Origin of the sequence: Labrys neptuniae, assembly GCF_040797145.1 — a bacterium.
GTDB classification, from domain to species: domain Bacteria; phylum Pseudomonadota; class Alphaproteobacteria; order Rhizobiales; family Labraceae; genus Labrys; species Labrys neptuniae.
Map to the genome: position 1 here is coordinate 1 of NZ_JBFNQD010000017.1, position 23,713 is coordinate 23,713.

At 62.0% G+C, this 23,713-nt stretch carries 18 protein-coding genes and 1 pseudogene; 5 read left to right on the forward strand and 14 right to left on the reverse strand.

Features of this window, described 5'->3' with window-relative positions; genetic code table 11:
• The 3 genes from ABXS05_RS29410 to ABXS05_RS29420 form a co-directional block, all read left to right on the forward strand.
• Positions 1-337: hypothetical protein (locus ABXS05_RS29410; RefSeq protein WP_367626326.1), on the forward strand; the 337-nt coding region annotated here is incomplete at its 5' end.
• A 219-nt stretch (positions 338-556) separates the two neighbouring features.
• Positions 557-1,393, forward strand: coding sequence for a bifunctional allantoicase/(S)-ureidoglycine aminohydrolase (locus tag ABXS05_RS29415; RefSeq protein WP_367626327.1), 837 nt, complete (start codon positions 557-559; stop codon positions 1,391-1,393).
• Entirely contained in the window at positions 1,390-1,881 is a 492-nt protein-coding gene (locus tag ABXS05_RS29420; protein ID WP_367626328.1) for an ureidoglycolate lyase, read from the forward strand. The genes ABXS05_RS29415 and ABXS05_RS29420 overlap by 4 nt, the downstream gene beginning before the upstream one ends.
• A 182-nt stretch (positions 1,882-2,063) precedes the next feature.
• Here ABXS05_RS29420 and ABXS05_RS29425 read toward each other — a convergent pair whose 3' ends face one another.
• From ABXS05_RS29425 to ABXS05_RS29460, 8 genes are all read right to left on the reverse strand, one after another.
• The gene (locus tag ABXS05_RS29425) at positions 2,064-4,247 is read right to left on the reverse strand and encodes an NADP-dependent malic enzyme (protein WP_367626329.1); all 2,184 of its coding nucleotides are present in this window, start codon (positions 4,245-4,247) and stop codon (positions 2,064-2,066) included.
• Between the two features lie 188 nt (positions 4,248-4,435).
• Positions 4,436-6,178, reverse strand: a complete 1,743-nt coding sequence (gene lpdA, locus ABXS05_RS29430; RefSeq protein WP_367626330.1) for a dihydrolipoyl dehydrogenase — start codon at positions 6,176-6,178, stop codon at positions 4,436-4,438.
• Between the two features lie 34 nt (positions 6,179-6,212).
• Complete coding sequence (gene aceF / locus ABXS05_RS29435; RefSeq protein ID WP_437178709.1) at positions 6,213-7,478, reverse strand: dihydrolipoyllysine-residue acetyltransferase; 1,266 nt, start codon at positions 7,476-7,478, stop codon at positions 6,213-6,215.
• A 128-nt stretch (positions 7,479-7,606) separates the two neighbouring features.
• Positions 7,607-10,270 carry a pyruvate dehydrogenase (acetyl-transferring), homodimeric type gene (aceE, locus tag ABXS05_RS29440; RefSeq protein ID WP_311940292.1) on the reverse strand — a complete coding sequence of 888 codons (2,664 nt, stop codon included), beginning with the start codon at positions 10,268-10,270 and terminating at the stop codon, positions 7,607-7,609.
• A 9-nt stretch (positions 10,271-10,279) separates the two neighbouring features.
• A complete protein-coding gene (locus ABXS05_RS29445; protein WP_367626331.1) occupies positions 10,280-10,678 on the reverse strand; it encodes an NAD(P)-binding domain-containing protein in 399 nt (132 codons plus the stop codon).
• A 316-nt stretch (positions 10,679-10,994) separates the two neighbouring features.
• Positions 10,995-11,348, reverse strand: a complete 354-nt coding sequence (locus ABXS05_RS29450; protein WP_311940288.1) for a helix-turn-helix domain-containing protein — start codon at positions 11,346-11,348, stop codon at positions 10,995-10,997.
• A gap of 193 nt (positions 11,349-11,541) precedes the next feature.
• Positions 11,542-12,420, reverse strand: a complete 879-nt coding sequence (locus ABXS05_RS29455) for a LysR family transcriptional regulator (protein WP_311940310.1) — start codon at positions 12,418-12,420, stop codon at positions 11,542-11,544.
• A gap of 336 nt (positions 12,421-12,756) precedes the next feature.
• A complete protein-coding gene (locus tag ABXS05_RS29460; protein ID WP_367626332.1) occupies positions 12,757-13,650 on the reverse strand; it encodes a LysR family transcriptional regulator in 894 nt (297 codons plus the stop codon).
• 153 nt (positions 13,651-13,803) lie between these two features.
• On the opposite strand from ABXS05_RS29460, the gene ABXS05_RS29465 reads away from it, so the two are divergent.
• Positions 13,804-14,454 carry a hydrolase gene (locus tag ABXS05_RS29465; RefSeq protein WP_367626333.1) on the forward strand — a complete coding sequence of 217 codons (651 nt, stop codon included), beginning with the start codon at positions 13,804-13,806 and terminating at the stop codon, positions 14,452-14,454.
• Between the two features lie 202 nt (positions 14,455-14,656).
• The gene (locus ABXS05_RS29470) at positions 14,657-15,625 is read left to right on the forward strand and encodes a quinone oxidoreductase family protein (protein ID WP_311940282.1); all 969 of its coding nucleotides are present in this window, start codon (positions 14,657-14,659) and stop codon (positions 15,623-15,625) included.
• Between the two features lie 731 nt (positions 15,626-16,356).
• Here ABXS05_RS29470 and ABXS05_RS29475 read toward each other — a convergent pair.
• From ABXS05_RS29475 to rpiA, 6 genes and pseudogenes are all read right to left on the reverse strand, one after another.
• A complete protein-coding gene (locus tag ABXS05_RS29475; protein ID WP_367626334.1) occupies positions 16,357-17,772 on the reverse strand; it encodes a porin in 1,416 nt (471 codons plus the stop codon).
• Between the two features lie 992 nt (positions 17,773-18,764).
• Positions 18,765-18,971: pseudogene (locus tag ABXS05_RS29480) on the reverse strand (aldehyde dehydrogenase (NADP(+))); the annotation flags it as partial.
• 101 nt (positions 18,972-19,072) lie between these two features.
• Positions 19,073-20,068, reverse strand: a complete 996-nt coding sequence (locus ABXS05_RS29485; protein WP_311940278.1) for an ABC transporter permease — start codon at positions 20,066-20,068, stop codon at positions 19,073-19,075.
• A 27-nt stretch (positions 20,069-20,095) separates the two neighbouring features.
• Complete coding sequence (locus tag ABXS05_RS29490; protein WP_367626335.1) at positions 20,096-21,607, reverse strand: sugar ABC transporter ATP-binding protein; 1,512 nt, start codon at positions 21,605-21,607, stop codon at positions 20,096-20,098.
• Between the two features lie 68 nt (positions 21,608-21,675).
• A complete protein-coding gene (locus ABXS05_RS29495; protein WP_367626336.1) occupies positions 21,676-22,761 on the reverse strand; it encodes a sugar ABC transporter substrate-binding protein in 1,086 nt (361 codons plus the stop codon).
• A 230-nt stretch (positions 22,762-22,991) separates the two neighbouring features.
• The gene (rpiA, locus tag ABXS05_RS29500) at positions 22,992-23,699 is read right to left on the reverse strand and encodes a ribose 5-phosphate isomerase A (protein WP_367626337.1); all 708 of its coding nucleotides are present in this window, start codon (positions 23,697-23,699) and stop codon (positions 22,992-22,994) included.
• Positions 23,700-23,713 lie beyond the last annotated feature (14 nt).

A 23,713-nucleotide genomic window follows, 5' to 3' on the forward strand; every position in this document is an offset into this window, starting at 1 on the left:
TTCAGGGCGCTGCAAAGCTGGGGCAGCCGTGCCGATCGATGTGGAACTCAAGCCGGTTTCCTCCTTCACGCGTTCTTGTTTATCGGTCCGTCGCCGACCCGAGGCGGGTCAGGACCGGGGCCCGCAGGGCCGGCTGTCCAGTGCCAGCCCTGCGTGGGCAAGAGATGCCGGCGTGTCGCGCCTCTTCATGGACGCCCATATGCCGGCAGACAGACGATCGGCTGCGACGACCCAGCCTCCCAACACCGGAATACGCTCGATGCTGTGGGTCGAGCCTGTTGATTTCTATTATGGTTACTCAGAATGCTTCATTGGGAAAGGGTTCGACTTCGCATGATCTTGCAGATTCCATATCGTGAAATTCGTCGGGATTTTGCAACGGACGACTCGCATTTGCCCGATATTCGGATTACGAACCATTGGTATGCGCTTGTTTACGCGTCCGCGATCAAGATGCTTCGAACGTAGTTCAAAGCATCATCGGCAGATATCGTTCCCAAGTAACGCAAATTCTGAAGTATAATAAATATCAACTAACGGGTCTAAGGATAGAATAATGACAGTCCGATCGTATTTTTCCCCGACTGGCGGGCTGCCTCCTCAAACTCAACTCCTGACAGGCCGTGCCGTATTCACGGAGGCCTATGCCGTCATCCCCAAAGGTGTCTATAGCGACATCGTGACGAGCTATCTGCCGCTTTGGGACAAGACTCGTTGCTGGGTGATCGCTCGCCCGCTCTCCGGCTTCTCCGAAACCTTTTCCCAATACATCGTGGAAGTCGCCCCGGGTGGCGGCAGCGACAAGCCGGAACTGGACGAGGGCGCACAGGGCGTGCTGTTCGTCGTCGAAGGCGAGCTGACGGTTACGCTCGACGGCAAGGCCCATACGATGACGCCGGGCGGCTACGCCTATATTCCCTGCGGCAGCGATTGGCGCGTGCGCAACCAGAGCGACAAGCTCGTCCGCTTCCATTGGGTCCGCAAGAGCTACGAGCACGTCGCCGGCATAGCAAAGCCCGAGCCGATCTTTGCCAATGAGCGCGACATTGCGCCCAGCCCGATGCCGGATACCGAGGGCCGCTGGGCGACCACGCGCTTCGTCGATCCCGAGGACATGCGCCATGACATGCATGTGACCATCGTGACGCTGGCGCCGGGCGCGGTCATTCCGTTCGCCGAGACCCACGTCATGGAGCACGGGCTCTATGTCCTGGAAGGCAAGGCAGTCTATCGGCTCAACCAGGACTGGGTCGAGGTCGAGGCCGGCGATTTCATGTGGCTGCGCGCCTTCTGCCCGCAGGCCTGCTATGCCGGCGGCCCCAGCAATTTCCGTTATTTGCTCTACAAGGACGTCAACCGCCACATGAAGCTCGGCGGAGAATTGCGGCGATGAGCATCCTTCTCGTCGAGCCCCTCACCCGCGAGGCCTTCGCGCCTTTCGGCGAGGTGATCGAGACCGACGGTGCCGCTCATTATCCGATCAATGGCGGGCGCTGCGAGCGTTACCACGCCCTCGCCCGGGCCGAAGCCAAGGGGCCGGGCGGCCATGTCATCATCAACATCTTCAAGGGCACGCCCTATGCCCTGCCCTTGACGCTTACGATGGTGGAACGTCATCCTTTCGGCAGCCAGGCCTTCTTCCCCCTGTCACCGCGCCCCTTCCTGGTGGTGGTCGCGCCGGATGAGGGCGGCCGACCGGGAACGCCCCGCGTCTTCCTGACCAGCCCGGGCCAGGGCGTGAACTATCCGGCCAATCTCTGGCATGGCGTGCTGACGCCGCTCGGCGAGCCGCAGGATTTCCTCGTCATCGACCGGGCGGGGGACGGCAACAATCTCGAGGAATTCCACTTCCCCGAGCCTTACGAGATCCGCCTGCCCTGATTGGTCTTTCGTGGATCGGCTGAATTCCAGGCCTCCCGCCGCTACCCGCGACGGGAGGCTTCGTTTTTGAAGGGGTGCGTCGTCCCTCACCCTTGCCCCTCGCCCCGCAAGGAGCGGGGCGAGGGGCAGCACAAACTCTGAAAAATCAAGAGAGTGAACGACTGCGATGACCGTGCGGCGCCCTACCCTGCTGCCGCCGCCAGCGTGGTCATGTTCACGATGCCGCGCACCGTCGTCGCCGGCGTGAGGATATGGGCGGGCTTGGCCGCGCCCAGCAGGATGGGGCCGACCGAGACGCCCTGCCCCGCAATCACCTTCAAGGCGTTGAAGGTGATGTTGGCCGCATCCCGGTTCGGCATGACCAGGAGGTTGGCAGCGTCCGTCAGCCGCGTGCCGGGCCGCACCCTGGCCAGGGCGGCACGGCTGAGAGCCGTATCGGCTTGCAATCCGCCCTCCACCTCCAGCTCCGGCGCGAGTTCCAGGATGCGCGCGAGCGCAGCACGCATCTTGCGCACCGATGGATCGTCGCTGCCGTCGTCATCGGCATGGGACAACAAGGCCGCGCGAGGCACCTGGCCGAAACGGCGCAGTTCCATAGCCGCGAGCACCGTCATCTCGGCGATTTCGTCCGCCGAGGGATCGCGATGAATGAAGGGGTCGCAGACGAACACCGTGTGGCGCGGCAACTGCAGCAGGCCCATGGCGGCGAAGGCATGCGCATCCGCCCGCAGGCCGACGATCCTGCCGATCGGGGCAAGGTGATCGGCATAGGCGCCGGCCATGCCGCACAGCATGCCCTCGACCTCGCCTGCGGCCAGCAGCCGCGCTGCTGTCGAGGTGCCGCCCATGGCTGCATCGTCGCCGACCTCGACGACCTCGACATCCTTGCCGGGCCGGATGCGCAGGCCCAGTTCCTGCACGCGGCGGGCAATGACATCGGGTCGCCCGATCAGGACGGGCGAGGCGATACGCTCGTCGAGGGCGATCTGGGCTGCGCGCAGCACCCGATCGTCCTCGCCCTCGGCATAGGCGATGCGCTTGGCACCGGCCTCGACCGCCGCCGCGAACACCGGCTGCATCACCGTGCCTGAGGTATAGACGAAACGTTCGAGGGAACGCCGATAGGCGTCGAAATCCTCGATCGGCCTGGCCGCGACGCCGCTGGCGACGGCAGCCTCGGCCACCGCCGAGGCCACCTTGACGATCAGCCGCGGATCGAACGGCTTGGGAATGAGATAGTCCGGACCGAAGCTGAGATCATGGGTGCCATAGGCAGCGGCCACGACATCGGACTGCTCGACCCGCGCGAGTTCGGCGATGGCGCGGACGGCCGCCAGCTTCATCGCCTCGTTGATGGTGCTTGCGCCCACATCCAGCGCGCCCCGGAAAATGAAGGGGAAGCACAGGACGTTGTTGACCTGGTTGGGGTAGTCCGACCGTCCGGTCGCCACGATGGCGTCCGGCCTCACCTGCCGGGCCAGTTCGGGCCGGATTTCGGGCTCGGGATTGGCAAGTGCCAGGATGAGCGGCCGCTCGGCCATGCCCGCCACCATTTCCGGCCTGAGGACGCCGGCCATCGAGAGGCCGAGGAAGATGTCGGCGCCTGCCACGATGTCGGCGAGGGTGCGTGCCTGCGTCTCGCGGGCATAGCGGGTCTTGCTCTCGTCCATCGAGGCGGTGCGTCCCTTGTAGACGACGCCCTTGCTGTCGGTGACGAAGACGTTTTCCTTACGCAGCCCGAGATGGACGAGCAGATCGAGGCAGGCGAGAGCCGCAGCCCCGGCGCCCGAACAGACCAGCCTGGCCTCCTCGATCTTCTTGCCGACCACTTCCAGGCCGTTGAGGATCGCGGCCGCCGCGACGATGGCCGTGCCATGCTGGTCGTCATGGAAGACCGGAATCCCCATGCGCTCGCGCAGCTTCGTCTCGACGATGAAGCATTCAGGCGCCTTGATATCCTCCAGATTGATGCCGCCGAAGGTCGGTTCGAGGCTGGCAATGATGTCGACCAGCTTGTCGGGATCGGTTTCGTCGATCTCGATGTCGAACACGTCGATACCGGCGAACTTCTTGAACAGGCAGCCCTTGCCCTCCATCACCGGCTTGCCGGCGAGCGCTCCGATGTTGCCGAGGCCGAGCACGGCCGTGCCGTTGGAGATGACGGCCACCAGATTGGCGCGCGCCGTCAGGCTGGAGGCTTCCTGCGGATTGTCCTTGATGGCGAGGCACGCGGCGGCGACGCCGGGCGAATAAGCCAAAGCGAGATCGCGCTGTGTCGTCATGTCCTTGGTCGGCAGGACGGTGATTTTTCCAGCAATGGGATAGCGATGGTAATCCAGGGCAGCTTTGACCAGTTGCTCGTCCACGACGTCCTCCGATTGATTGAACTCGATGTGTTCGACGGGAAGGGCCTTCCGGCTCGCTCCCGCCCTTGTCTTCAGGGCGCACTCCACCGTCGACGCCCAAGCGGGCGCCTTGCAGGTGGGCTGTTGCGCGGGGGCCGGGCCGTCAGGACAGGGTCAGGACGCCCGGCTATGCTTCAACGGCGATGATCTCAACGCTTCCTAGGCATGTAGAGATCGGTAATCGTGCCTTCGAAGGCCTCGGCGGCCATCCCGATCGTTTCCGACAGGGTTGGATGGGGATGGATCGTCGCGCCGATATCGACCGCATCCGCGCCCATCTCGATGGCGAGCGCCGCCTCGGCAATGAGGTCGCCCGCATTGGTGCCAACGATGCCGCAGCCGATGATGCGCTCCGAGCCCTCCTCGAACAGCACCTTGGTCATGCCCTCGTCCCGTCCGAGCGAGAGGGCGCGGCCAGAGGCGGCCCAGGGGAAGACGCCCTTGCCATATTTGACGCCGCGCGCCTTGGCCTCGTTCTCGGTCAGGCCGACCCAGGCGACCTCGGGGTCGGTATAGGCCACCGAGGGGATCACCTTGGCGTCGAAGAAGGCCTTGTGTCCCGCCGCGTTCTCGGCCGCGACCTTGCCTTCATGCACGGCCTTGTGGGCGAGCATCGGCTGGCCGACCACATCGCCGATGGCGAAGATGTGCGGGACGTTGGTGCGCATCTGCTTGTCGACGGCAATGAAGCCGCGTTCGTCGACGGCGACGCCGGCATTTTCCGCTCCGATCAGGCGCCCGTTGGGGCGGCGGCCGACCGCGACCAGGATCTTGTCGAAGCGATCGGTCGCCGGGGCGCTGCCGCCCTCGAACGAGACGGTCAGCCCGTCCGGCCCGGCCTCGACCTTGGTGACCTTGGCCTTGAGATGGATCGCCTCGAATTGCTTGGAGACGCGCTTCATCAGCGGCGTGACGATGTCCTTGTCGGCGCCAGGGATGATCTGGTCCATCAGTTCGACGATGGTGACCTTGGATCCCAATGCCTGGTAGACCGTGGCCATTTCGAGCCCGATGATGCCGCCGCCGACGACGAGCAGGCGCTTGGGAACGTTATCAAGCGCCAGGGCACCGGTGGAATCGATCACCCGCGGATCGTCCTGCGGGATGAAGGGCAGCACCACCGGCTCCGAACCGGCTGCGATGATGGCATGCTCGAAGCTGACCGACTTGGTACCGTCCTCGCCTTGCACCTCGATACGGTCGGGCGCGGTGAAGCGGCCGGTGCCGGTGACGACGGTGACCTTGCGCTGCTTGGCGAGGCCGCCGAGGCCGCCCGTCAGCTTCCTGATCACGCTGTCCTTCCAGCCGCGCAGCTTGTCGATGTCGACCTCGGGCGCCGCGAAGGTAACACCGTGGGCTCCCATGTCCTGGCTTTCGGAAATCACCTTTGCGGCATGGAGCAGCGCCTTGGAGGGAATGCAGCCGACATTCAGGCAGACGCCGCCGAGCTGCGGCCAGCGCTCGATCAGCACCACCTGCTTGCCGAGGTCAGCGGCCCGGAATGCGGCCGTGTAGCCGCCGGGACCACCGCCCAGCACCACGACTTCGCCATGGATGTCGCCCTTGCCGCCGCTGGCGGGTTGGGCGGCGGGTGCGGGCGCTGCCGCCTTGGGCGCCTCGCTGGGAGCCGCCGCCGGGGCAGCAGCTGCCGCCGCGCCGGCCATCGTCACGATGACGTCGCCTTCGCTGACCTTGTCGCCGATCTTGACCGTGACCTCGGCGATCGTGCCCGCCGCCGGCGCGGGCACTTCCATCGTCGCCTTGTCGGATTCCAGCGAGACCAGGGGATCGTCGGCCTGGACCTGGTCGCCCGGCTTCACATGGATCTCGATAACGGGCACGCCCTTGAAGTCGCCGATATCGGGGACGCGGACTTGGTTTCCATTGCTCATTGTGTCTCTCCCGAGTGTTGCGAAATCCGGCCGGTCAGAGGATCAGCCGCCGAACATCCTCGAGCGAGGTGCACAAATGCCGGGCGAAGCGGGCCGCGAGCGCCCCGTCGATCACCCGGTGATCATAGGAAAGGGAAACCGGCAGCATCAGGCGCGGCTTGAACTCGGTGCCATCCCAGACCGGCGCCATCTTCGAGCGCACCACGCCCAGGATGGCCACCTCGGGCGCATTCACGATCGGGGTGAAGGCGGTGCCGCCGATCCCGCCCAGCGAGGAGATCGAGAAGGTGCCGCCGCTCATGTCGGCGGGACCGAGCTTGCCGTCGCGCGCCTTCTTGGAGATGTCGCCCATCTCCCTGCTGATCTCGTGGATGCCCTTGCGGTCGGCATCCTTGATCACTGGAACGACGAGGCCGTCGGGCGTGTCGACGGCGATGCCGATATTGTAGAACTTCTTGTAGATCAGGGCGTCCTTTTCCGGCGAGAGCGAGGCGTTGAATTCCGGGAAGGCACGCAGGGCCGAAACCGAGGCCTTGATCAGGAAGGCGAGCAGGGTGACGCGGAAGCCCTTCTCCTTGGCTGCGGCATCCAGCTCCTTGCGGTAGGCCTCGATGTCGGTGATGTCAGCCTCGTCATTGTGGGTGACGTGAGGCACGTTGAGCCAGGCCCGGTGCAGATGGGGGCCGGAGAGCCGCTTGATGCGCGAGAGCGGCTTGGTCTCGATCGGGCCGAACTTGGAGAAATCGACGGCGGGAATTTCGGGAATGCCCGCACCCGCCGCAGCCGGTGCCGAAGCGGCCGGAGCCGGTCCCTTGAGGAAGGCGCGCACATCCTCGAGGGTGATGCGCCCTTTCTCGCCGGTGCCCTTGAGCTGGTTGAGGTCCACCGAGAGCTCGCGCGCCAGGCGGCGCACCGACGGGCTGGCATGCACGCCGGAGAAATCGGCGATGGCGCCGCGGGTCGGCGCGGGAGCGGACGCCGGAGCCGCCGCTGCTGGCGCAGGCGCGGCAGCGGGTGTCGGCTCCTGCTGTTCCACGAGGGACGGCGGCTGGGCCATGCCCCCCTCCCCGGCCTGGACCACGACGAGAGGCGCGCCCTCGCTGACCTTATCGCCGAGCTTGACCAGGATCTGTTCGACGATGCCGGCCGCGGTCGAGGGAACCTCCATGGTCGCCTTATCGGATTCGAGCGACACCAGCGGGTCGTCGACATTCACCTTGTCGCCCACATTGACGAGGATTTCGATGACAGGGACGTCCTTGAAGTCGCCGATATCTGGAACTTTGATCTCGGTGGGCACGGGAGTTCCTCCTGAAGACGGTTGGCCCGTTTGGGCTGATGCGCGTGATGGGTCGGCAAAGTGGCGTGCGGTGCGCCCGGGATCTGGCGGCCACCTGTGCGGCTGCCAGGTCTCGGGGCGCGCCCGGCTCAGACGGTGGCGGGATTGGCCTTGGACGGATCGAGCCCGTATTTGCGGATGGCCTCGGCGACGAGCGCCGGCTTCACCGCCCCCTCCTCGGCCAGGCTCTTGAGCGCGGCGACTGCGACCCAGTGCCGGTCGACCTCGAAGAAATGCCGCAGGCGGCGGCGATAATCCGAGCGGCCGAAGCCGTCCGTACCCAGGACGCGGTAGCGGCCCGGTACCCAGGTGCGGATCTGGTCGGCGTAAAGGCGCATATAGTCGGTGGCGGCGATCACCGGGCCCTGCCGGCCTCCCAGACAGGTCTCGACATAGCTCTTCCTCGGCGCTGCCTCGGGATTGAGCAGGTTCCAGCGCTCGACCGCGACGGCCTCGCGGCGCAGCTCGGTGAAGCTCGGGCAGCTCCAGATGTCGGCTTCGACGCCGAAATCGGCGGCAAGCAGCTCGGCCGCGGCGATGACCTCCCGCAGGATCGTGCCCGAGCCCAGGAGCTGGACGCGCAGGGTCGTCTGCTTCTGAGCCTGCCTGAACAGGTACATCCCCTTGACGATGCCCTCCTCGGCGCCGGCAGGCATGGCCGGGTGCTCGTAGTTCTCGTTCATCACGGTGAGGTAGTAGAAGACGTCTTCCTGCTCGGCATACATGCGCCGCAAGCCGTCCTGGACGATGACGGCGACCTCATAGGCGAAGGTCGGATCATAGGAGAGGCAGTTGGGGATCGTGCCCGAGATCAGGTGCGAATGGCCGTCCTCATGCTGCAGGCCCTCGCCGTTCAGCGTGGTGCGCCCGGCGGTGCCGCCCACCAGGAAGCCGCGGGCCCGCATGTCGCCGGCCGCCCAGGCCAGGTCCCCGATGCGCTGGAAGCCGAACATCGAATAATAGATGTAGAAGGGGATCATCGGCGCGTCCGAGGTCGAATAGGACGTCGCGGCCGCGATCCACGACGACATCGCACCGGCCTCGTTGATGCCCTCCTGCAGGAGCTGGCCCGATTTGTCCTCCTTGTAGAACATCAGCTGATTGGCATCCTCGGGCCGGTAGAGCTGGCCGACCTGGCTGAAGATGCCGAATTGCCGGAACATGCCCTCCATGCCGAAGGTGCGGCTCTCGTCTGGCACGATGGGCACGACGCGCTTGCCGATCTGCTTGTCGCGCAGCAGCGTGTTGAGCACGCGCACGAAGGCCATGGTGGTCGAGATCTCGCGGCCTTCGGTGGATTTGAGCTGTGCATCGAAGGCCGAGAGCGGCGGCACTTCCAGCGCCGTCGATTTTGCCCGGCGCGAGGGCAGCGAACCGCCGAGCGCGGCGCGGCGCTGGCTGAGATAGGCAAGCTCCTTGCTGCCCTCCTCGAAGCGGATGAAGGGGATCTCGGCGAGCTTCTCGTCGGTGATCTCGGTGAGGCCGAAACGGTCGCGGAACTCCTTGAGGGAATGCTCGCCCATCTTCTTTTGCTGATGGGTGATGTTCTGGCCTTCACCCGCCTCGCCCATGCCATAGCCCTTGACGGTCTTGGCCAGGATCAGCGTCGGCTGGCCCTTGTGCTCGCTGGCGGCCTTGTAGGCGGCATAGACCTTGAGGGGGTCGTGGCCGCCGCGCACCAGCGCCCAGATCTGCTCGTCCGTCCAGTCCTTGACCATGGCGGCGGTTTCCGGCGACTTGCCGAAGAAATGCTCGCGGACATAGGCGCCATTCTTGGACTTGTAGTCCTGATATTCGCCGTCGACCGTCTCGCTCATGATCTTGAGCAGGGCGCCACTGCTATCCCGGGCGAGAAGATCGTCCCAGCCCGAGCCCCAGATCACCTTGATCACGTTCCAGCCGGCGCCCTTGAACTGGGCCTCCAGCTCTTGGATCACCTTGCCGTTGCCGCGCACCGGCCCGTCGAGGCGCTGCAGGTTGCAGTTGATGACGAAGATGAGATTGTCGAGTTTTTCGCGCGCGGCAAGGGAGATGGCGCCGGTCGATTCTGGCTCGTCCATCTCGCCGTCGCCGAGGAAGGCCCAGACCTTGCGCGGAGCGGTGTCGGCAAAGCCGCGATTATGGAGATATTTCAGGAAGCGCGCCTGATAGATCGCCATCAGCGGCCCCAGCCCCATGGAGACCGTGGGGAACTGCCAGTAGTCGGGCATCAGCCAGGGGTGGGGATAGGACGACAGCCCCTTGCCGTCGACCTCCTGGCGGAAGGCAAGCAGCTGCTCCTCGCTGAGGCGCCCCTCCACGAAGGAGCGGGCATAGATGCCAGGCGAGACATGGCCCTGCACATAGATGAGGTCGCCGCCGTGATCCTTGGTCGGCGCGTGCCAGAAATGCATGTAGCCGGTGTCGTAGAGCAGCGCCGACGACTGGAAGCTGGCGATATGGCCGCCGAGCTCGGACGATGTCTTGTTGGCGCGCAGCACGATCGCCATCGCGTTCCAGCGGATGATCGAGCGAATGTGGTGCTCGATGGCCCGGTCACCGGGATGGGCGGGCTGCTTGTCGGCCGGGATGGTGTTGAGATAGGGCGTGTTGGCCGAATAGGGCACCGGTGTCCCGCGTCGGCGGGCGCCTGCCATGACCTGGTCGAGCAGAAAATGGGCTCGGTCCGGGCCCTCGACCTCGATGACGCCGTCAAGCGACTCGAGCCACTCTCGGGTTTCGGCCGGATTGGTGTCCTTAATCTCGTCGCTCATGCGCGATCCCTACTGTCTGGATAAGCCGATAGGCGGGAAGTGTCGGAAACTCGGGAAACTCTGAAGGCAGGCAGGGCTGTTCGAACAATCTGATCGCAGCGGGATTTGTCCGCTCCGGTAGGCATCGGAGTCGATTTTTTCGCGCGGCTGCTGCGTTTCTTTCCGGACGCAAGCCGACACGAAAGCCTCGGTGACCAGTCGACCATCTTCCGAGATTGCGAGCGATGAAATCGAACTCATGTCGGCAACGATCTTACCGGCGATCCGGCTCGACGCCACGATGAAAACGATGCCGGCCTTCTCGGCCAGCTCACAGCCAGCAGCGCCCAGCTCGACCAGGCGTTGGGGAACCTTCCTGCCGGTACCCCGATGAAGCTCGTGCCCGCCCTCGATCAGATGGCCCGCCATGGGCGCTCCCATGATCCCAGTCCAATGACGTCCAGCTTCATGACACCACCCTCCCTTGCTTCGGCTCGCGGGATTCCCCCGATCAAACCCGCCCCGCCTCAACCGTTCGGGGCAGAAGGCCTGTGAATGGCCTTGCCGAACTTGCGCGAGCGAACCGCATCAGAAGCACCATCGTGCAAGGAAGCGACTGCTTGCCAGCAAGTTAGAGCACAAAAGCCAATGATTGGCCGGGTGTTTTCACATCGTGGAATGCAGAAGTATCGCTCCGCGCAACCCTCGATCATATCAGCGCGCGACGTCAGGCAGGCGGCCAGCATCATTGCGCAAGAAAGGCGACGCCGACCAGATGAGCACCATGACCGACCAGCCAGCGCGATGCTTCCGGCTTGAACTGCACGAAACCCTCACTTTGCAGCGTCGTCAGCAGACGATGGGCGGTCGAGGGCGCCAAATTCGTGACTCGAACAATTTCGCGCAGCGTCATGCCATGGGGATCCTGCGCGATGCATTTGAGGATCGACACGGCTCGGAGGACCGCCTGCACGCAACCATGGCCAGCTGAGATCTCATAGCCGCCGTTCAAGAGCGCAGGCGTTCCCCGTCCCGCGTCACCGTTTTCGTGGCCGCCGAGTTCCCACAGGCGCTGCGCCGTCCCAGCGATCGAGTCCACTGCGACCTCCCCTGATTTCCCGAGATGCAGGCGCGTTATGTCGAGAGAATATTTATACGTCCAATATATCCTTCGGATAGAATTATACTCCGAACGTATTTATCGGCATGTTATCTGGAATCCCGATGCCGCTCTTGCACGCCGGACGGAGGGCCGAACAAGGAGCCGAACCGACCCGGGTAATGGCCTGTCGTCACTGCCGGAAATAGTCGCGCGTTTCGATCAGGAAGCGATCGACAGCGGCACTGCGGTCGTCACGATAGAGCATCATGACATCGGCAACCGGCGCAGGCTCGACGAGGCGCCTGTAGATGATACCCGGGCGCGCCAATTCCCGTACCGCCTCCGGCACAAGCGCAATGCCAAGGCCCGCTGCGACCAAGCTCAGCAAGGAATGGGACTCGACCACTTGCTGGGAAATATTGGGAGCAAAGCCCGCTTCGACACAGCAATCCCTGAGATATCGCGCAAATCGGGAATCTTTCAGGCGCAGGAACACGAATTTTTCGTCCCGCAAGTCGGCAAGTGCGATTTCGCCATTGCCCGCCAGTGGATGCGACTGGGGCAAGGCAAGGCCAACCTTTTCGGGCCAGGCAAGCTCCGTCACAAGGGCGGGATCGCCCGTTGGTCCGCGCAGAAAGCTGATATCGATCTTGCGGGCATGGAGCGCGAGCTCCTGCTCGAGCGGCGGCATTTCCTGGATACGCACGAGGACATGGGGCATGCCCGCCTGGAACCGAGCAATCAATCCCGCAAGAGGCCCGAGAAGCACGGAACCTGTCGTAGCAAGGTCAAGCTCTCCGACCTGGCCACGGCCAATGGCATAGGTTTTCTCCACGGCCTCGTCGACCTGCGCGAGAATGGCCCCAGCATAGTTGCGAAAAGCCACGCCGGCCGCCGTCAGTTCCACGCGTCGCTTGTTGCGGATGAAGAGTTGCGTCTTCAGTTCATATTCCAGGTCCTGGATCTGTGTGCTCAGAGGCGGTTGGGAGACACCTAGGCGCGTGGCTGCTGCTGTGAAGCTGAGCTCTTCGGCGACTGCCACAAAGTAACGCAAATGACGCAATTCCACAGATGTCCCCATGTGTGAGACGACGCATCGCAACCCTGCCAGACTACGTGGGTTGGGATTGTCGTGCAATTTCGTCAAAAGCTATCCGCAGGTACCGGACGATGTGAATAGGGTTTCCGACTCACTTTTGATGAAGTTGAGGCGGCGATCGGAGTCGGTTTCACGAATTGCAACCGGTTGCAGGGGGCTCCCCGATTTGAACCTGCGCTCGTAAAATCCTGATTCTATTGAGTAGGGATCCGCAGCCAGGTCTCATGCCGTGGCGCACGACAATGACCGAAACCGCGACGTCCCTCGACATCGTACGATAGGAGCGGTTGGCCGAACCATCGGGACCTAACCGTCAAGGCCCCAAAGATCGGGGTTGCGTTTGAAATACTCGATCAGCATCTGCGTGAGCACCCGTACTTTCCGCGTGGGATACTGCCCCGGCGGGCGGACGACATAGGCGGCGCCCGGAGGTACCGGATAGCGTGTCATGATCGGAACCAGAGCGCCGGACGCCACATATTCATATGTGATGCAATCGGGGAGCCAGGCGATGCCGAGACCTGCTGCTGCCGCAGCGGCAAGTGCTATGGCGCTGTCGGCCTTGAACCTGCCTTGCGGCTGAACCGTGACGATCTTGTCGCCATCCATGAACTGCCAGGCCTCGGTTCCCTGCATGAGGGCCTGATGGGCGACGAGCTCGCCCGGAGTCTCGGGTGATCCATGCATCTCGATATAATCCGGGCTTGCGACAAGCTTGCCATGGATCGGCCCGACACGCTTCGCGATCAGGTTGGAGTCCTGAAGGTAGGCGCCCCGGATCGCGCAATCGAAACCCTCTGCGATGAGATCGACGACGCGATCGCTGTAGGAAGTATGGATCTGAAGCTTCGGGTGCAGGCGCGCCATTTCCGCGAGCACAGGAGCGAAATGGGTGGCGCCGAAAGTAAGCGGCATGGCAACCCTCAGGCCGCCGCGCAACTCACCGGTGGGGAGGATCGCCTCCCTGGCCGTATCGATTTCGGCGCTGGCTCTGGCCGCATGGTCTCTGAACGTGGTTCCCGCTTCCGTGAGTGCCGCGCCGCGGGTCGTTCGTGAAAGAAGCTGGACGCCAAGCTCCGCTTCAACCCGGAAGAGACGCCGGCTGACGATCGACTTGGAGACGCCGAGCCGGCGCGCGGCCGCCGATACGCCCCCTGCATCGGCCACTGCGACGAATGTCCGTAGATCTTCGATGTCCAACTCGGCGTTCCTCATTTCGCGACACGGCCTGCCGGACTATGGCACTACCGCATCACGAAGAGGAACGGCAAATTGCGGCCGGCAAACATCGCCCGCCGGCGCATGTCTCCCGCAAAACCAATGCCGCACAAAGCGGCAGCAAAGGACGCAATAATGACCTTTCGTAACGGCCTTGACTCGCTTCTTCGGCCCGAAGATTCAGTCCTCGTTCTGATCGACCACCAGCCGTACCAGCTCGCGAACCTGAACAGCCACGATCCTCACATGGTGGTCAACAATTCGACGGCTCTGGCCAAGGCAGCCAAGGCCTTTGGCGTTCCTACCATCCTAACGAGTGTGATCGCAGACCGGGGCGGTGTCATCTTCCCCCAGATCACCGACGTCTTCCCCGGCCAGGAAGTGATCGACAGGACGTTCATCAACACCTGGGAAGACCGGCAGGTAGTCGACGCCGTCAAGGCCACTGGCCGCAAGCAGTTGATCATCGCGGGCTTGTGGACCGAGATCTGCGTTGCGATGCCGACGATCCAGGCGCTCGGCGAAGGCTGGGACGTGACAGTTGTCACTGATGCGTCCGGCGGCACTTCGGTCGAGGCCCACGCGGTCGCTATCCAGCGCATGATCATGGCCGGTGCGAATATGATGACCTGGCTGGCAGTGGCTTCGGAATGGCAGCGCGACTGGGCCCGTACAGAGCATGCCGCGGAGCTTTCGGAGGTGCTGGTGCAGCATGCTGCCGGCAGCGGCATTGCCTTCCTCTGGGAGCAGCAACTGCTCAAAACGCCTGTGCCGAGCAAAGGCTGATCCGGAGCCGGGATGGCGAGTTTCGCTTCGAATCCAGAGCGATCCGTATCTGGAGTCTCGCCACTTCCACCTCGCAGGGAAGCCTTGTGACGTCAGCGATGAATGCTATGCCCGGATGCTCGCTCCGGCGAGCGGAGGCATGGATCGATGCGGCTGATGCGTCCAACCACCCCCAAGCGGGCTGTGGCGCAGCGAGGGAACCATGAAAGCAGCCATCTATGACCACCCCGGCCCGCCCGACGTCCTTCGCTATGCGGATGTGCCCGATCCGGTTTGTCCAAACGATGGCGTCCTGATCCGCGTCGAAGCCGCCGCTATCGAGGGCGGCGACCTGATCAATCGCGCATCCACGCCTCCACCCCACCCGGCCTTCGTCGTCGGCTACGCCGCCGCCGGCGAAATTATCGCGATCGGGGAAGACGTGAAGAATCGCAAGGTGGGCCAAAAGGTGACGAGCTTCGACCTCGCCGGATCGCATGCGGAGCTGCGTGCCGTTGTCGCCAGCCGGACCTGGCCTGTGCCGGAGGGACTCGATGTGGCCGCTGCCGCAGCCCTGCCTATCGCATTCGGGACCGCTCATCACTGCCTCTTCGCGCGGGGCGGTTTGAAGCGTGGCGAAACTGTCCTCGTCCAGGCAGGCGCCGGCGGCGTCGGGCTTGCCGCCATCCAGCTCGCCCATCTGGCAGGCGCGACCGTGCTTGCAACGGTCTCCGGGCTCGAGAGGGCCGAACGCCTTGTCGAGCTCGGCCTCGATCATGCGATCGATCATCGCTCGGCCGACGTCGTCGATACGGTCATGCGTCTGACACAAGGTCGTGGCGTGGATCTCGTCCTGGACCCGGTGGGAGCCACCCTGCAAGGTTCCCTGGCGGCGCTCCGGCCCGAAGGGCGTCTGATATTCGTGGGGAACGCCGGCGGTTCGCAACTCAGTATTGATCTATGGTCAGCACTACAGGCGAACCAATCGCTTTTCGGCGTCTTCATGGGAACGCAATTGGAAAAGCCGGATGTCTACCTCACAGTTTCCAGGATGCTGGAGTTGGCAACAACGGGGGATCTCAAGGTGATCGTGGACAGGACGTTTCCACTTGCAGCCGCCCCTGAGGCCCACACCTATGCCGAAGGCAATTCCATCCTCGGGCGCGTTGTGATCGTCCCGGCCAGGCGATAAGCTTCGCGGATCGGGTGAAAACGCAGGCGCCTTATGGCGAACAGTGCCGGAGTGCTGCACCTTTCATCGCCCCCTTCCCGCCCCAGCTGAACATATCGACGACCTATATCGCGACGCGAAATGGCCACCGCTTCGCGGACGACGCAGTATGTCCGTACTGCACTTGATAAGGCCGACAATACCGTCAATTCAGACGCCTTCGGACCCGCTGGCAGGCCAGCGACAAGGATCTCTTTTTCCACTTGCGATGGTCTTTTGGTCGGTCCCTAGCGCTTGGCCAGTGCCCTTGAGCTCGCTTGACCAGTCCATATCGCTCGACGGACCGTCTGGTTTCGAGCGAAAGGATGCTCCATCAAAACCTGGGATCAAACATCCAAGGCCGATCGACGATGACAAACATGCGCCATCACATTTCGGTACTGAGCAATAGTCCGCATGTTTCACGGTTGCGCGTTCCCATAACAAAAAATGGCCCGGACAAAGCCGGGCCATTTCGAAAGGAAAGTTTGGAAGTCAGATATGATTTTCTGGTCTCGCGAACCAGAATCCCATTGATACACAAATTGTTCCGTTACGCCAGAACTCAATCAACGTTTAGATCATTAAATGACTCACATGACTCGTAGCGTCATGAATGAACACGACCATTCATCACGGAGAATTCATCTAGTATAGATGCAAAGAAGGCCCAATTTACATTGGGCCTTCAATCAGAACCTATCTAACTAGACTCAGAAAGTCCGCTTGAGGCGAACACCGCCCTGCAAGACATTGTACTTGCTGCGGCCGCTCAATTCGCCATCGTCGATGACGCCATTGTCCAACTTGCCGTGGGTCCAGGCCACTTCACCGGCAACGGTCAGGCCCTTGACGATCGTGTAGGTCAGGTTACCTACGATCGTGTATTCCTTCAGGCCATATTGGCCGTTGCCCAGATAGCGGTCATACTGCGTATCGATGTAAGAACCGACGAGGTTGGCACCCAGAACCGGGGTGATGTTGCCGCCGAGCTCCGCCGTGATCGACCAGCCCTTGCCACGGTCAATTCGACCACGGCTGTTCACGAAGGAATCGGAGTTTGCAATCCAAGTGGCGCCTGCGCCCAGATAGTCGAGCGCACCATCCGCATACTGACCTTCAACGATGAAGTGACCGTTGTCGATCGCAGGGATCTTGATCAAGCCGGTGGCACCGACGGCATAGCCGTACTTGTTGCTGCGACGAACGTTAACGGGTGTCACTACCGGCGGATCGCCGGGGTTAGCGCCGGGGGTGGTGATCGTGTAGTCCGTTCCCGAACGAGACTGATGACCCGCCGCCTGAACGGCGATGGAGCCCCAGGATTGATCCCAACGCAACTGGGCGACGACATCGGGAACCTGCTGACCACCTTCACGGTAACCATAGAGCGTCCCGTTGATATCAACCGGCGTACTCGTCCCGCCGACGCGATGATCGCGGCCGTCTTCGATCGACAGCGTGGCGCTGAAGCCACCGCCGAACTGGGCGGTGTAGGCGATCAAGTTGACTGTGTTCTGCTCTGCATAATATGGCGCCCAGATGGTGTCGCCATACTCGTTGTCGTAGAAGCCGAAGAAGGAATGGGCGTAACCAGCGGTCAGGCCACCGAACTGGATGAAGGCCTTGTCGATGGTGAAACGGTTGTCGTTATAGATGCCGCCGCGGCCCTGATTGCTGATCGGATGCGAGTCGGCATTGATCTGAAAATAGGAACGCAGCAGACCCCAGTCGGTCTCCGTACGGGCATCGAACCAGATGCGGGCCTGGGTGTTGAAGGCCGAACGATCGTCGTTGCGGCTGAAACCATTACCGGCAAAAGCGCGATAATCGGCGCGAATTTCGCCGCCGATCTTCAGGCAGGTATCGGTGCCGGGAATATAGAAAAAGCCCGGACCGAAGGCCGTGCAGACCTTCACATATTCGACGGCTTCACCCTTGGTCATGGGCAGATCAGCGGCCTGAGCGGCACCGATTATAGCGAGTCCGGCAGATGCGCCGAGGAGAAGAGACCTTATGGTCATTTGATGACCTCCGAGATAGTGCGATTTCTGATTAGAAGCGCTTTGCAGCACTTCAATCGATTGCGAGACCGTGAGCGCGTTTTTGCGCCCCCGAAAAGATTCCAAAGAACCATTCCTTAAGGTGATCGCACTTTGGGTCTCGAGACAACAAAATATGGCAATTTATCGTCACTATGGCGAACTTTTACAACTTCATGTTGCAAATTTGGCACATCATTTTTGAGACTCGAAAAATCGAAGAATTACAATAAATTATGAAGCATTTATGGAAATTATTCTGATTTTTACGAGAATATACTGTCAAACCGGACTGAGGCCCAGAAGTCCCCCCACTTCCATCAAAGGGTGTTGATGTTTTCGCACCGGCGTTCGATCGTTCGGCGATCCCGCTCTGTGTGCGCCTGAACCCGGCCTGCAATCCGAGCCTTCGCGATCTGGAAAAGGGGGATGATCGCACGAGCTTCCATATCGATCTTTCCACCCTGTATCGGCACCCCCCTCACCTTTCGCCTCGACGGCGCGAAGAGCGCGACCCTGAATCCCACCTCGCAAGCCATTGCCGGGGCATTCGAATTCATATGAATAGGAATTCTGATGAGAGAAGGCCTCCTAGGCAGTCAGCCTAAAGCAAAGCCACTTGCGGGCACGCCGCGATAGGGCGGGCAAAATCGATCCGCTTGTGCTGGCCTCCCGACGGCCGCTCCGCTGGCCACCGGCCCCAGGCCAATCCGTTTCAAGGCCTCGAGCGCCGCCGCTGCCTTACGGGTATGTCCCGCACCAGGCCCGCCACCACTACATTCTCTATCGCCGTCAGCTTCCCGAACCGGAAGTCATTTTCGCTCACCGCGATCCGTGTCGCCAAAACTGCCGGGCTGACGGGCCACAAGAAACGCAAGATGGCGCTCGATGCGATCCAGGCGTTCCAGGATCGCCAGGGACTCGTCTTTACCGATCTGTTTGTCGACGGCATCAAGAGAACCTTGGGAGCCGTGGGTCACTTCAGCCACCGAATCTGAATGCTCGCGATCAGGCATTGCGTTTCCTCGTATCGTTTCTTCAAAGGAAGGTTGAACTGTTGAACGAGATCTCCAGACGCGGTCCAACGGCATGATGTCGCGCCAGACATTCTGATGGCAGACCGGTCTGAGAAAGCGGCGGATCGACATCGCGCCGACCGAGATGGTCCCGAAATTCGTGCTGGCCGGATAAGGCCGGCCATGCACCATCGCGTCCGTAGCGTCGACCCCGGTCGGATAGCCGTTCATCAACAAGCGGCCTGCCTGGCGTTCCAGTGTCCGCAAGAGGCTCGTTTTCGAAGGTGGCCTCCGCGGCTATCCCTTCGCCTGCGATCAGGCGTCTGCCATGTGGGACAAAGGTCATGGTGCTCGCTCGTGATCGCGCAATGTCAGCCGAAATAACGGACGCGGAAGGCATCGATAGCCACGGCGATGAAGATCATCACGCCGCCGATCATGCCCACATAGAAGGAGGGAACGTTGATGATGGCGAGGCCCACCTGGATGACGGTCAACAGCAGGACGCCGCCCAGAACACCACGCACATTGCCGCGTCCACCGAAGACGCTGACGCCGCCGATGATCGGCGCCGCGATCGCATAGAGCAGATAGCTCGATCCCTGGTTCGAGGTGATCGCCATCTGCCATGATGCCAGCAAGAACCCAGCCAGACCGGCGAGGAACCCCGACATCGTGTAGGTGATGACCTTGACACGGCCGACCCGAATTCCCGCCGAATTCGAGGCGACAGGATTGCCGCCAACCGCATAGATCGAACGCCCCAGCACCGTGCGGTGCAGGACGACGGCGATCACGACCAGCGCCATTACAAACACGACCGGCATGATTGGCCAGCCGCCCACCATGGCCTGCCCGATCCAGACATACCCGTCCGACATGTTGGTCAGCGTCTTGCCTTGTGTCAGCGCGAGCAGGGCCCCTTGCAGGATGATCATCATCGACAAGGTCTCGATCAGCGACACCATTTTCAGGCGCGTGATGCAGATGCCATTGAAAAAACCGATCAGGGTGGCGACCGCCAGGCCCATCAGCGCGGCGATCAGCCATGGCATTCCGAGATCGGAATAGGCAAGAGCCCCCACGGCCGCCGAAAAGCCTGCATTGGCGGGAATGGACAGGTCGATCTCCGCCACCAGAAGCGGCAGGGCCACCGCAAGCCCGAGCATTCCCAGGACGGTTGCCTGCACCATCACGTTCTGAAGATTCATGACGGTCAGGAAGTAGTCGTTGAACGCACCGAAAATGGCGACCAGCGCGATGAGCCAGATCCAGACGATATTGTGGAGGACCCACCCCAGAATTGCGTCACGGTTCAACTTGGCGGCAGGCGGGGTGACCGTACCATTGACAGTTGCCTTGCTCATACCAAACTCTCCTGTTCTCCGGACGCGTCAGGCCTGCACCGAAGAACGCAGGCGTTCGACGGTGATGGCTTCTCCCGTGAGGGTTTCCTTGATCTGGCCGTGCTCGAAGATGCAGACGCGGTCGACGGCACGTACCAATTCGTCGGTGTCGGTCGAGACGATGATGACCGAAACACCGGCGGCACTGAGTTCGTCGATGATCCGCAGCACGTCCTGCTTGACGCCCACATCGATGCCTCGGGTGGGTTCGTCGACGATCAACAGACGCGGCTCGGTGGCAAGCACGCGGCCAAGGCAGACCTTTTGCTGGTTGCCGCCGCTGAGTGTATCGACCGCATAGTCCGGATTGGGTGCCTTGACATCCATTGCCTTGAAATAGCGGTCGATGATCTCGGCTTCGGCGGCGCGATCGATGTAGCCCATGCGCGCGCGCGCCGGCAGCGAGGACAAGGCAATATTCTGTCCGATCGACATTTTTCCGACGGCACCGTCCCTGCGGCGGTCATCCGACAGAAAGGCGATCCCCGCATCGAGAGCGGCGCGAGGGGTTCGGGGCAGCCTGCGCTGCGTGCCATCGATGGCGATCGTGCCACTGGCCGGATACAAACCGAATATCGCCCGGGCCAGTTCTTTCGCCCCCGCCCCCGGCAGGCCGGTCAAGCCCACGACCTCACCCGCCGCGATATCCATTGCCTTGAGGGACAGGTACTGGCCTTTGACGTCGCGCAGCGACACGTGAGGCGCCTTGCCGGCATGATCGCGTCGGTCCCGCTGGAACAGGGTCAGTCCACGGCCCAGCACGAGCTCGGTCAGTTGCTCGGAGGAGAGGGAGGCGACGTCCTCGGAACCGCCGGCAAGACCACCGTCCCGAAGCACCGACACCGCATCGCAGATCTCCAGGATCTCGTCATTGTAGTGGGAGATGAAGATGAAGGTGACGCCATCGCTCTTCAAACGACGCATGAAGTCGAAAAGCACGCGCCTGTCGGCGACGGTCAGCGCAGCCGTCGGTTCGTCAAGGATGATGACCTTGCCGCCCGAAAACATCGCCCGCAGGATATTGAGCTTGCGCCTTGCGACGGCATCCAGGCGGCCGGCCAGCGCATTGGCGTCGATGCCGGAGCCTTCGAGTATTCGCAACGCGTCCTGACGCAGGGCCTTCCAGTCGACAAAGCCGTTCTTCACCGGCCAGATGCCCAGCATCAGATTCTCGGCGGCGGTCAGGTTGTCGATGATCATAGGCTCCTGGGTCACCAGGAAAACACCGGCCTGCTCCATCGTCTTGACGTCGACATGGTGGAGCGGCCGGCCGTCCATGACGATTTGCCCGGAGGTTGGCGAGCGCTGGCCGGAAATGATCCCGACCAGCGTGGACTTGCCGGCACCGTTCTCGCCAAGAAGGCCATGGATCGTACCGCGGCGGATGCTGAGCGACACGCCGCGCAGCGCCCTGACCGGTCCATAGCTCTTCGTGACGTTGTCGATCCGCAGGATCTCGTCTTGCGCAGTTGTGGACCCACGCAAATCATGCGCCGTCATATCGCCCCTCCCAGATCATTGTGTGAGCCGGGGCGGCTATTTGCGCCCCGGAAAACCAGATTCGGGAACTATCGGTAGGCGATACCCCAGTCCTTTTCGGCAACCGCTCCCCAGTGGCGCCGGTCGTTGGCGTTGTCGCCATTGATGACGAAAGCCGGGATGATCAAGGTGGGGCCGGTCTTGCCGGCGACGAGATCGCCCTTCTCCCAGAAATATTTCTTGTTCTCATAAGTGCCGAGCGGCACATCCTCGCCCTTCAGGGCATGCTTCACGATCATCTCGACCGCGATTTCGCCATAGGCGATCGGATCCTGCGACACGCAGGCATCCATATAGCCTTCCTGGATCCATTTGAGCGCGACCGGCTCGCCGTCGATATTGATGAAGATGACATGGCCGTCCTCGCCCACCTTCTTCCAGCGTCCCTTCTGCTGCAGCGCGGTGACGATGCCACGGGAAGGCGAGTCGGAGGGCGCATGCACGGCGTCGAGGTCGGGATGCTCGGAAAGCGTGGAGAGCGTCACGGACAGCATCTGCTCGAGCTGCCCCTCGGTGGGACGCGCCAGATATTTGATCTCCGGATATTTCGCAAAGACCGAGTCCACGCCTTCCTTGCGCAGGCGCCAGGCGACCGAAGCGAGCGCGCCATAGCAGTTCAGCACCGTGCCTTTCGGGCTTCCGTGTTTCTTGACCAGGCGCTTGACGATCTCCTCGGCAGCCATGACGCCACCCTGGAAATTGTCGAAGCTCACGGTGATGGCAACTTTCCCGCCATCCGCCGGCGTATCGATGATGCCGACCGGGATCGATTGCTGGTTGTAGCGCCGGATGGCGGAGACGATGGCCTGGCTGTCGATCGGATCGGAGATGATCGCCGACGGGCGTGAAAGCAGCAAGCTCTGCCATTGCTCGAGCTGCCGGGTGTTGTCGAAATTCGCGTTGGTCGCCTGGAACTCACCGGAGCTTTCCTTGACGGCGCGCTTCACCGCTTCTTCCTGGATCACGAAGAAGTAGTAGTCGAGGCTCTTGTTCGAATAGGGGATCGACAGGCGGCTTTGCGCGGCGAATGCGCCCTGCCCCGTCATCATCCCCAGCCCGATCGCCGCTCCGCCCGCAAGCACGTTACGCCGGCTAATTCCCCCTCGGATCTCCATTTCGCTCTCCCTGATGCTGTTTTTTAGGCGTATGTAGTATTACTAGATATTCAGTTCAACTGTCAACTGGTCGCGCAGCGTGCCGTGATGGCTGCCGCGCAACTTGCACTATGCAATTTTGAGGTTTTTTGATTTTCCTATTTTATTACAATAGGATGAGAATATTTTTGGCTTCTCTTCGGAAAGGAGCGGATAACACCGATCCTTTCTCTTCGCGGAGTTTTACTAGATCACCGCATCTTCACGTAGGATGTTCCATCGAAACATCCCACGACCATTCCCACTGCCTCGCGGGTGAAAAGACCGTTCTCGACCACGCCGGGTATGCGGTTCAACTCGAGCTCCAATGGTGCGGGATCGGCTATGATCGGACCGCAACGGCAATCGAGAATGAAGTTGCCGCTGTCCGTCACGACGGGCTGCCCGTCCCGTACGCGACGCTCAATCCTGACGTCTTTAATCCCGTGATCGGCAAGCAGGCGCGCCACCATGCGCTCGGTCTGCTTCCAGGCGAACTGCACCACCTCCACCGGCAGAGGAAAGCCTCCGAGACAATCGACGATCTTGGTCTCGTCGCAGATGCAGATCATTTGCCTGGAGGCATGGGCGATAATTTTTTCCCACAGCAGGCAAGCGCCGCCGCCTTTGATCATATTGAACTTGCGATCGATTTCGTCCGGCCCATCGATGGTCAGATCGAGTTCGCCGATATCGTTGGGATCGGTGATCTCGATCCCCACCCCACGCGCGACGTCGATCGTCGAACGGGACGTCGTTGTGCAGGTCAGTTTCATTCCTGCGGCAACATGCTTGCCAAGCTCGCGCACGAAGAAATGCGACGTCGTGCCCGATCCCAGGCCCAGCTTCATGCCGTCGCGCACGAATTCCTGGATCACGCGTCGGCCCGCGACCTTCTTGGCTTCGTTCTGCGCGCTCATTCTTCCTCCACTGG

Bases quoted from the DNA above. Each gene is read 5' to 3' on its own strand.
- rpiA (WP_367626337.1), bottom strand. From the start codon at position 23,699: ATGAGCGCGCAGAACGAAGCCAAGAAGGTCGCGGGCCGACGCGTGATC.
- ABXS05_RS29445 (WP_367626331.1), bottom strand. From the start codon at position 10,678: ATGGCGGGCCATCTGATCGAGGGCGGGCACGAGCTTCATCGGGGTACC.
- ABXS05_RS29470 (WP_311940282.1), top strand. From the start codon at position 14,657: ATGAAAGCAGCCATCTATGACCACCCCGGCCCGCCCGACGTCCTTCGC.
- ABXS05_RS29485 (WP_311940278.1), bottom strand. From the start codon at position 20,068: ATGAGCAAGGCAACTGTCAATGGTACGGTCACCCCGCCTGCCGCCAAG.
- ABXS05_RS29420 (WP_367626328.1), top strand. From the start codon at position 1,390: ATGAGCATCCTTCTCGTCGAGCCCCTCACCCGCGAGGCCTTCGCGCCT.
- ABXS05_RS29490 (WP_367626335.1), bottom strand. From the start codon at position 21,607: ATGACGGCGCATGATTTGCGTGGGTCCACAACTGCGCAAGACGAGATC.
- ABXS05_RS29465 (WP_367626333.1), top strand. From the start codon at position 13,804: ATGACCTTTCGTAACGGCCTTGACTCGCTTCTTCGGCCCGAAGATTCA.
- aceE (WP_311940292.1), bottom strand. From the start codon at position 10,270: ATGAGCGACGAGATTAAGGACACCAATCCGGCCGAAACCCGAGAGTGG.
- ABXS05_RS29495 (WP_367626336.1), bottom strand. From the start codon at position 22,761: ATGGAGATCCGAGGGGGAATTAGCCGGCGTAACGTGCTTGCGGGCGGA.
- ABXS05_RS29415 (WP_367626327.1), top strand. From the start codon at position 557: ATGACAGTCCGATCGTATTTTTCCCCGACTGGCGGGCTGCCTCCTCAA.
- lpdA (WP_367626330.1), bottom strand. From the start codon at position 6,178: ATGAGCAATGGAAACCAAGTCCGCGTCCCCGATATCGGCGACTTCAAG.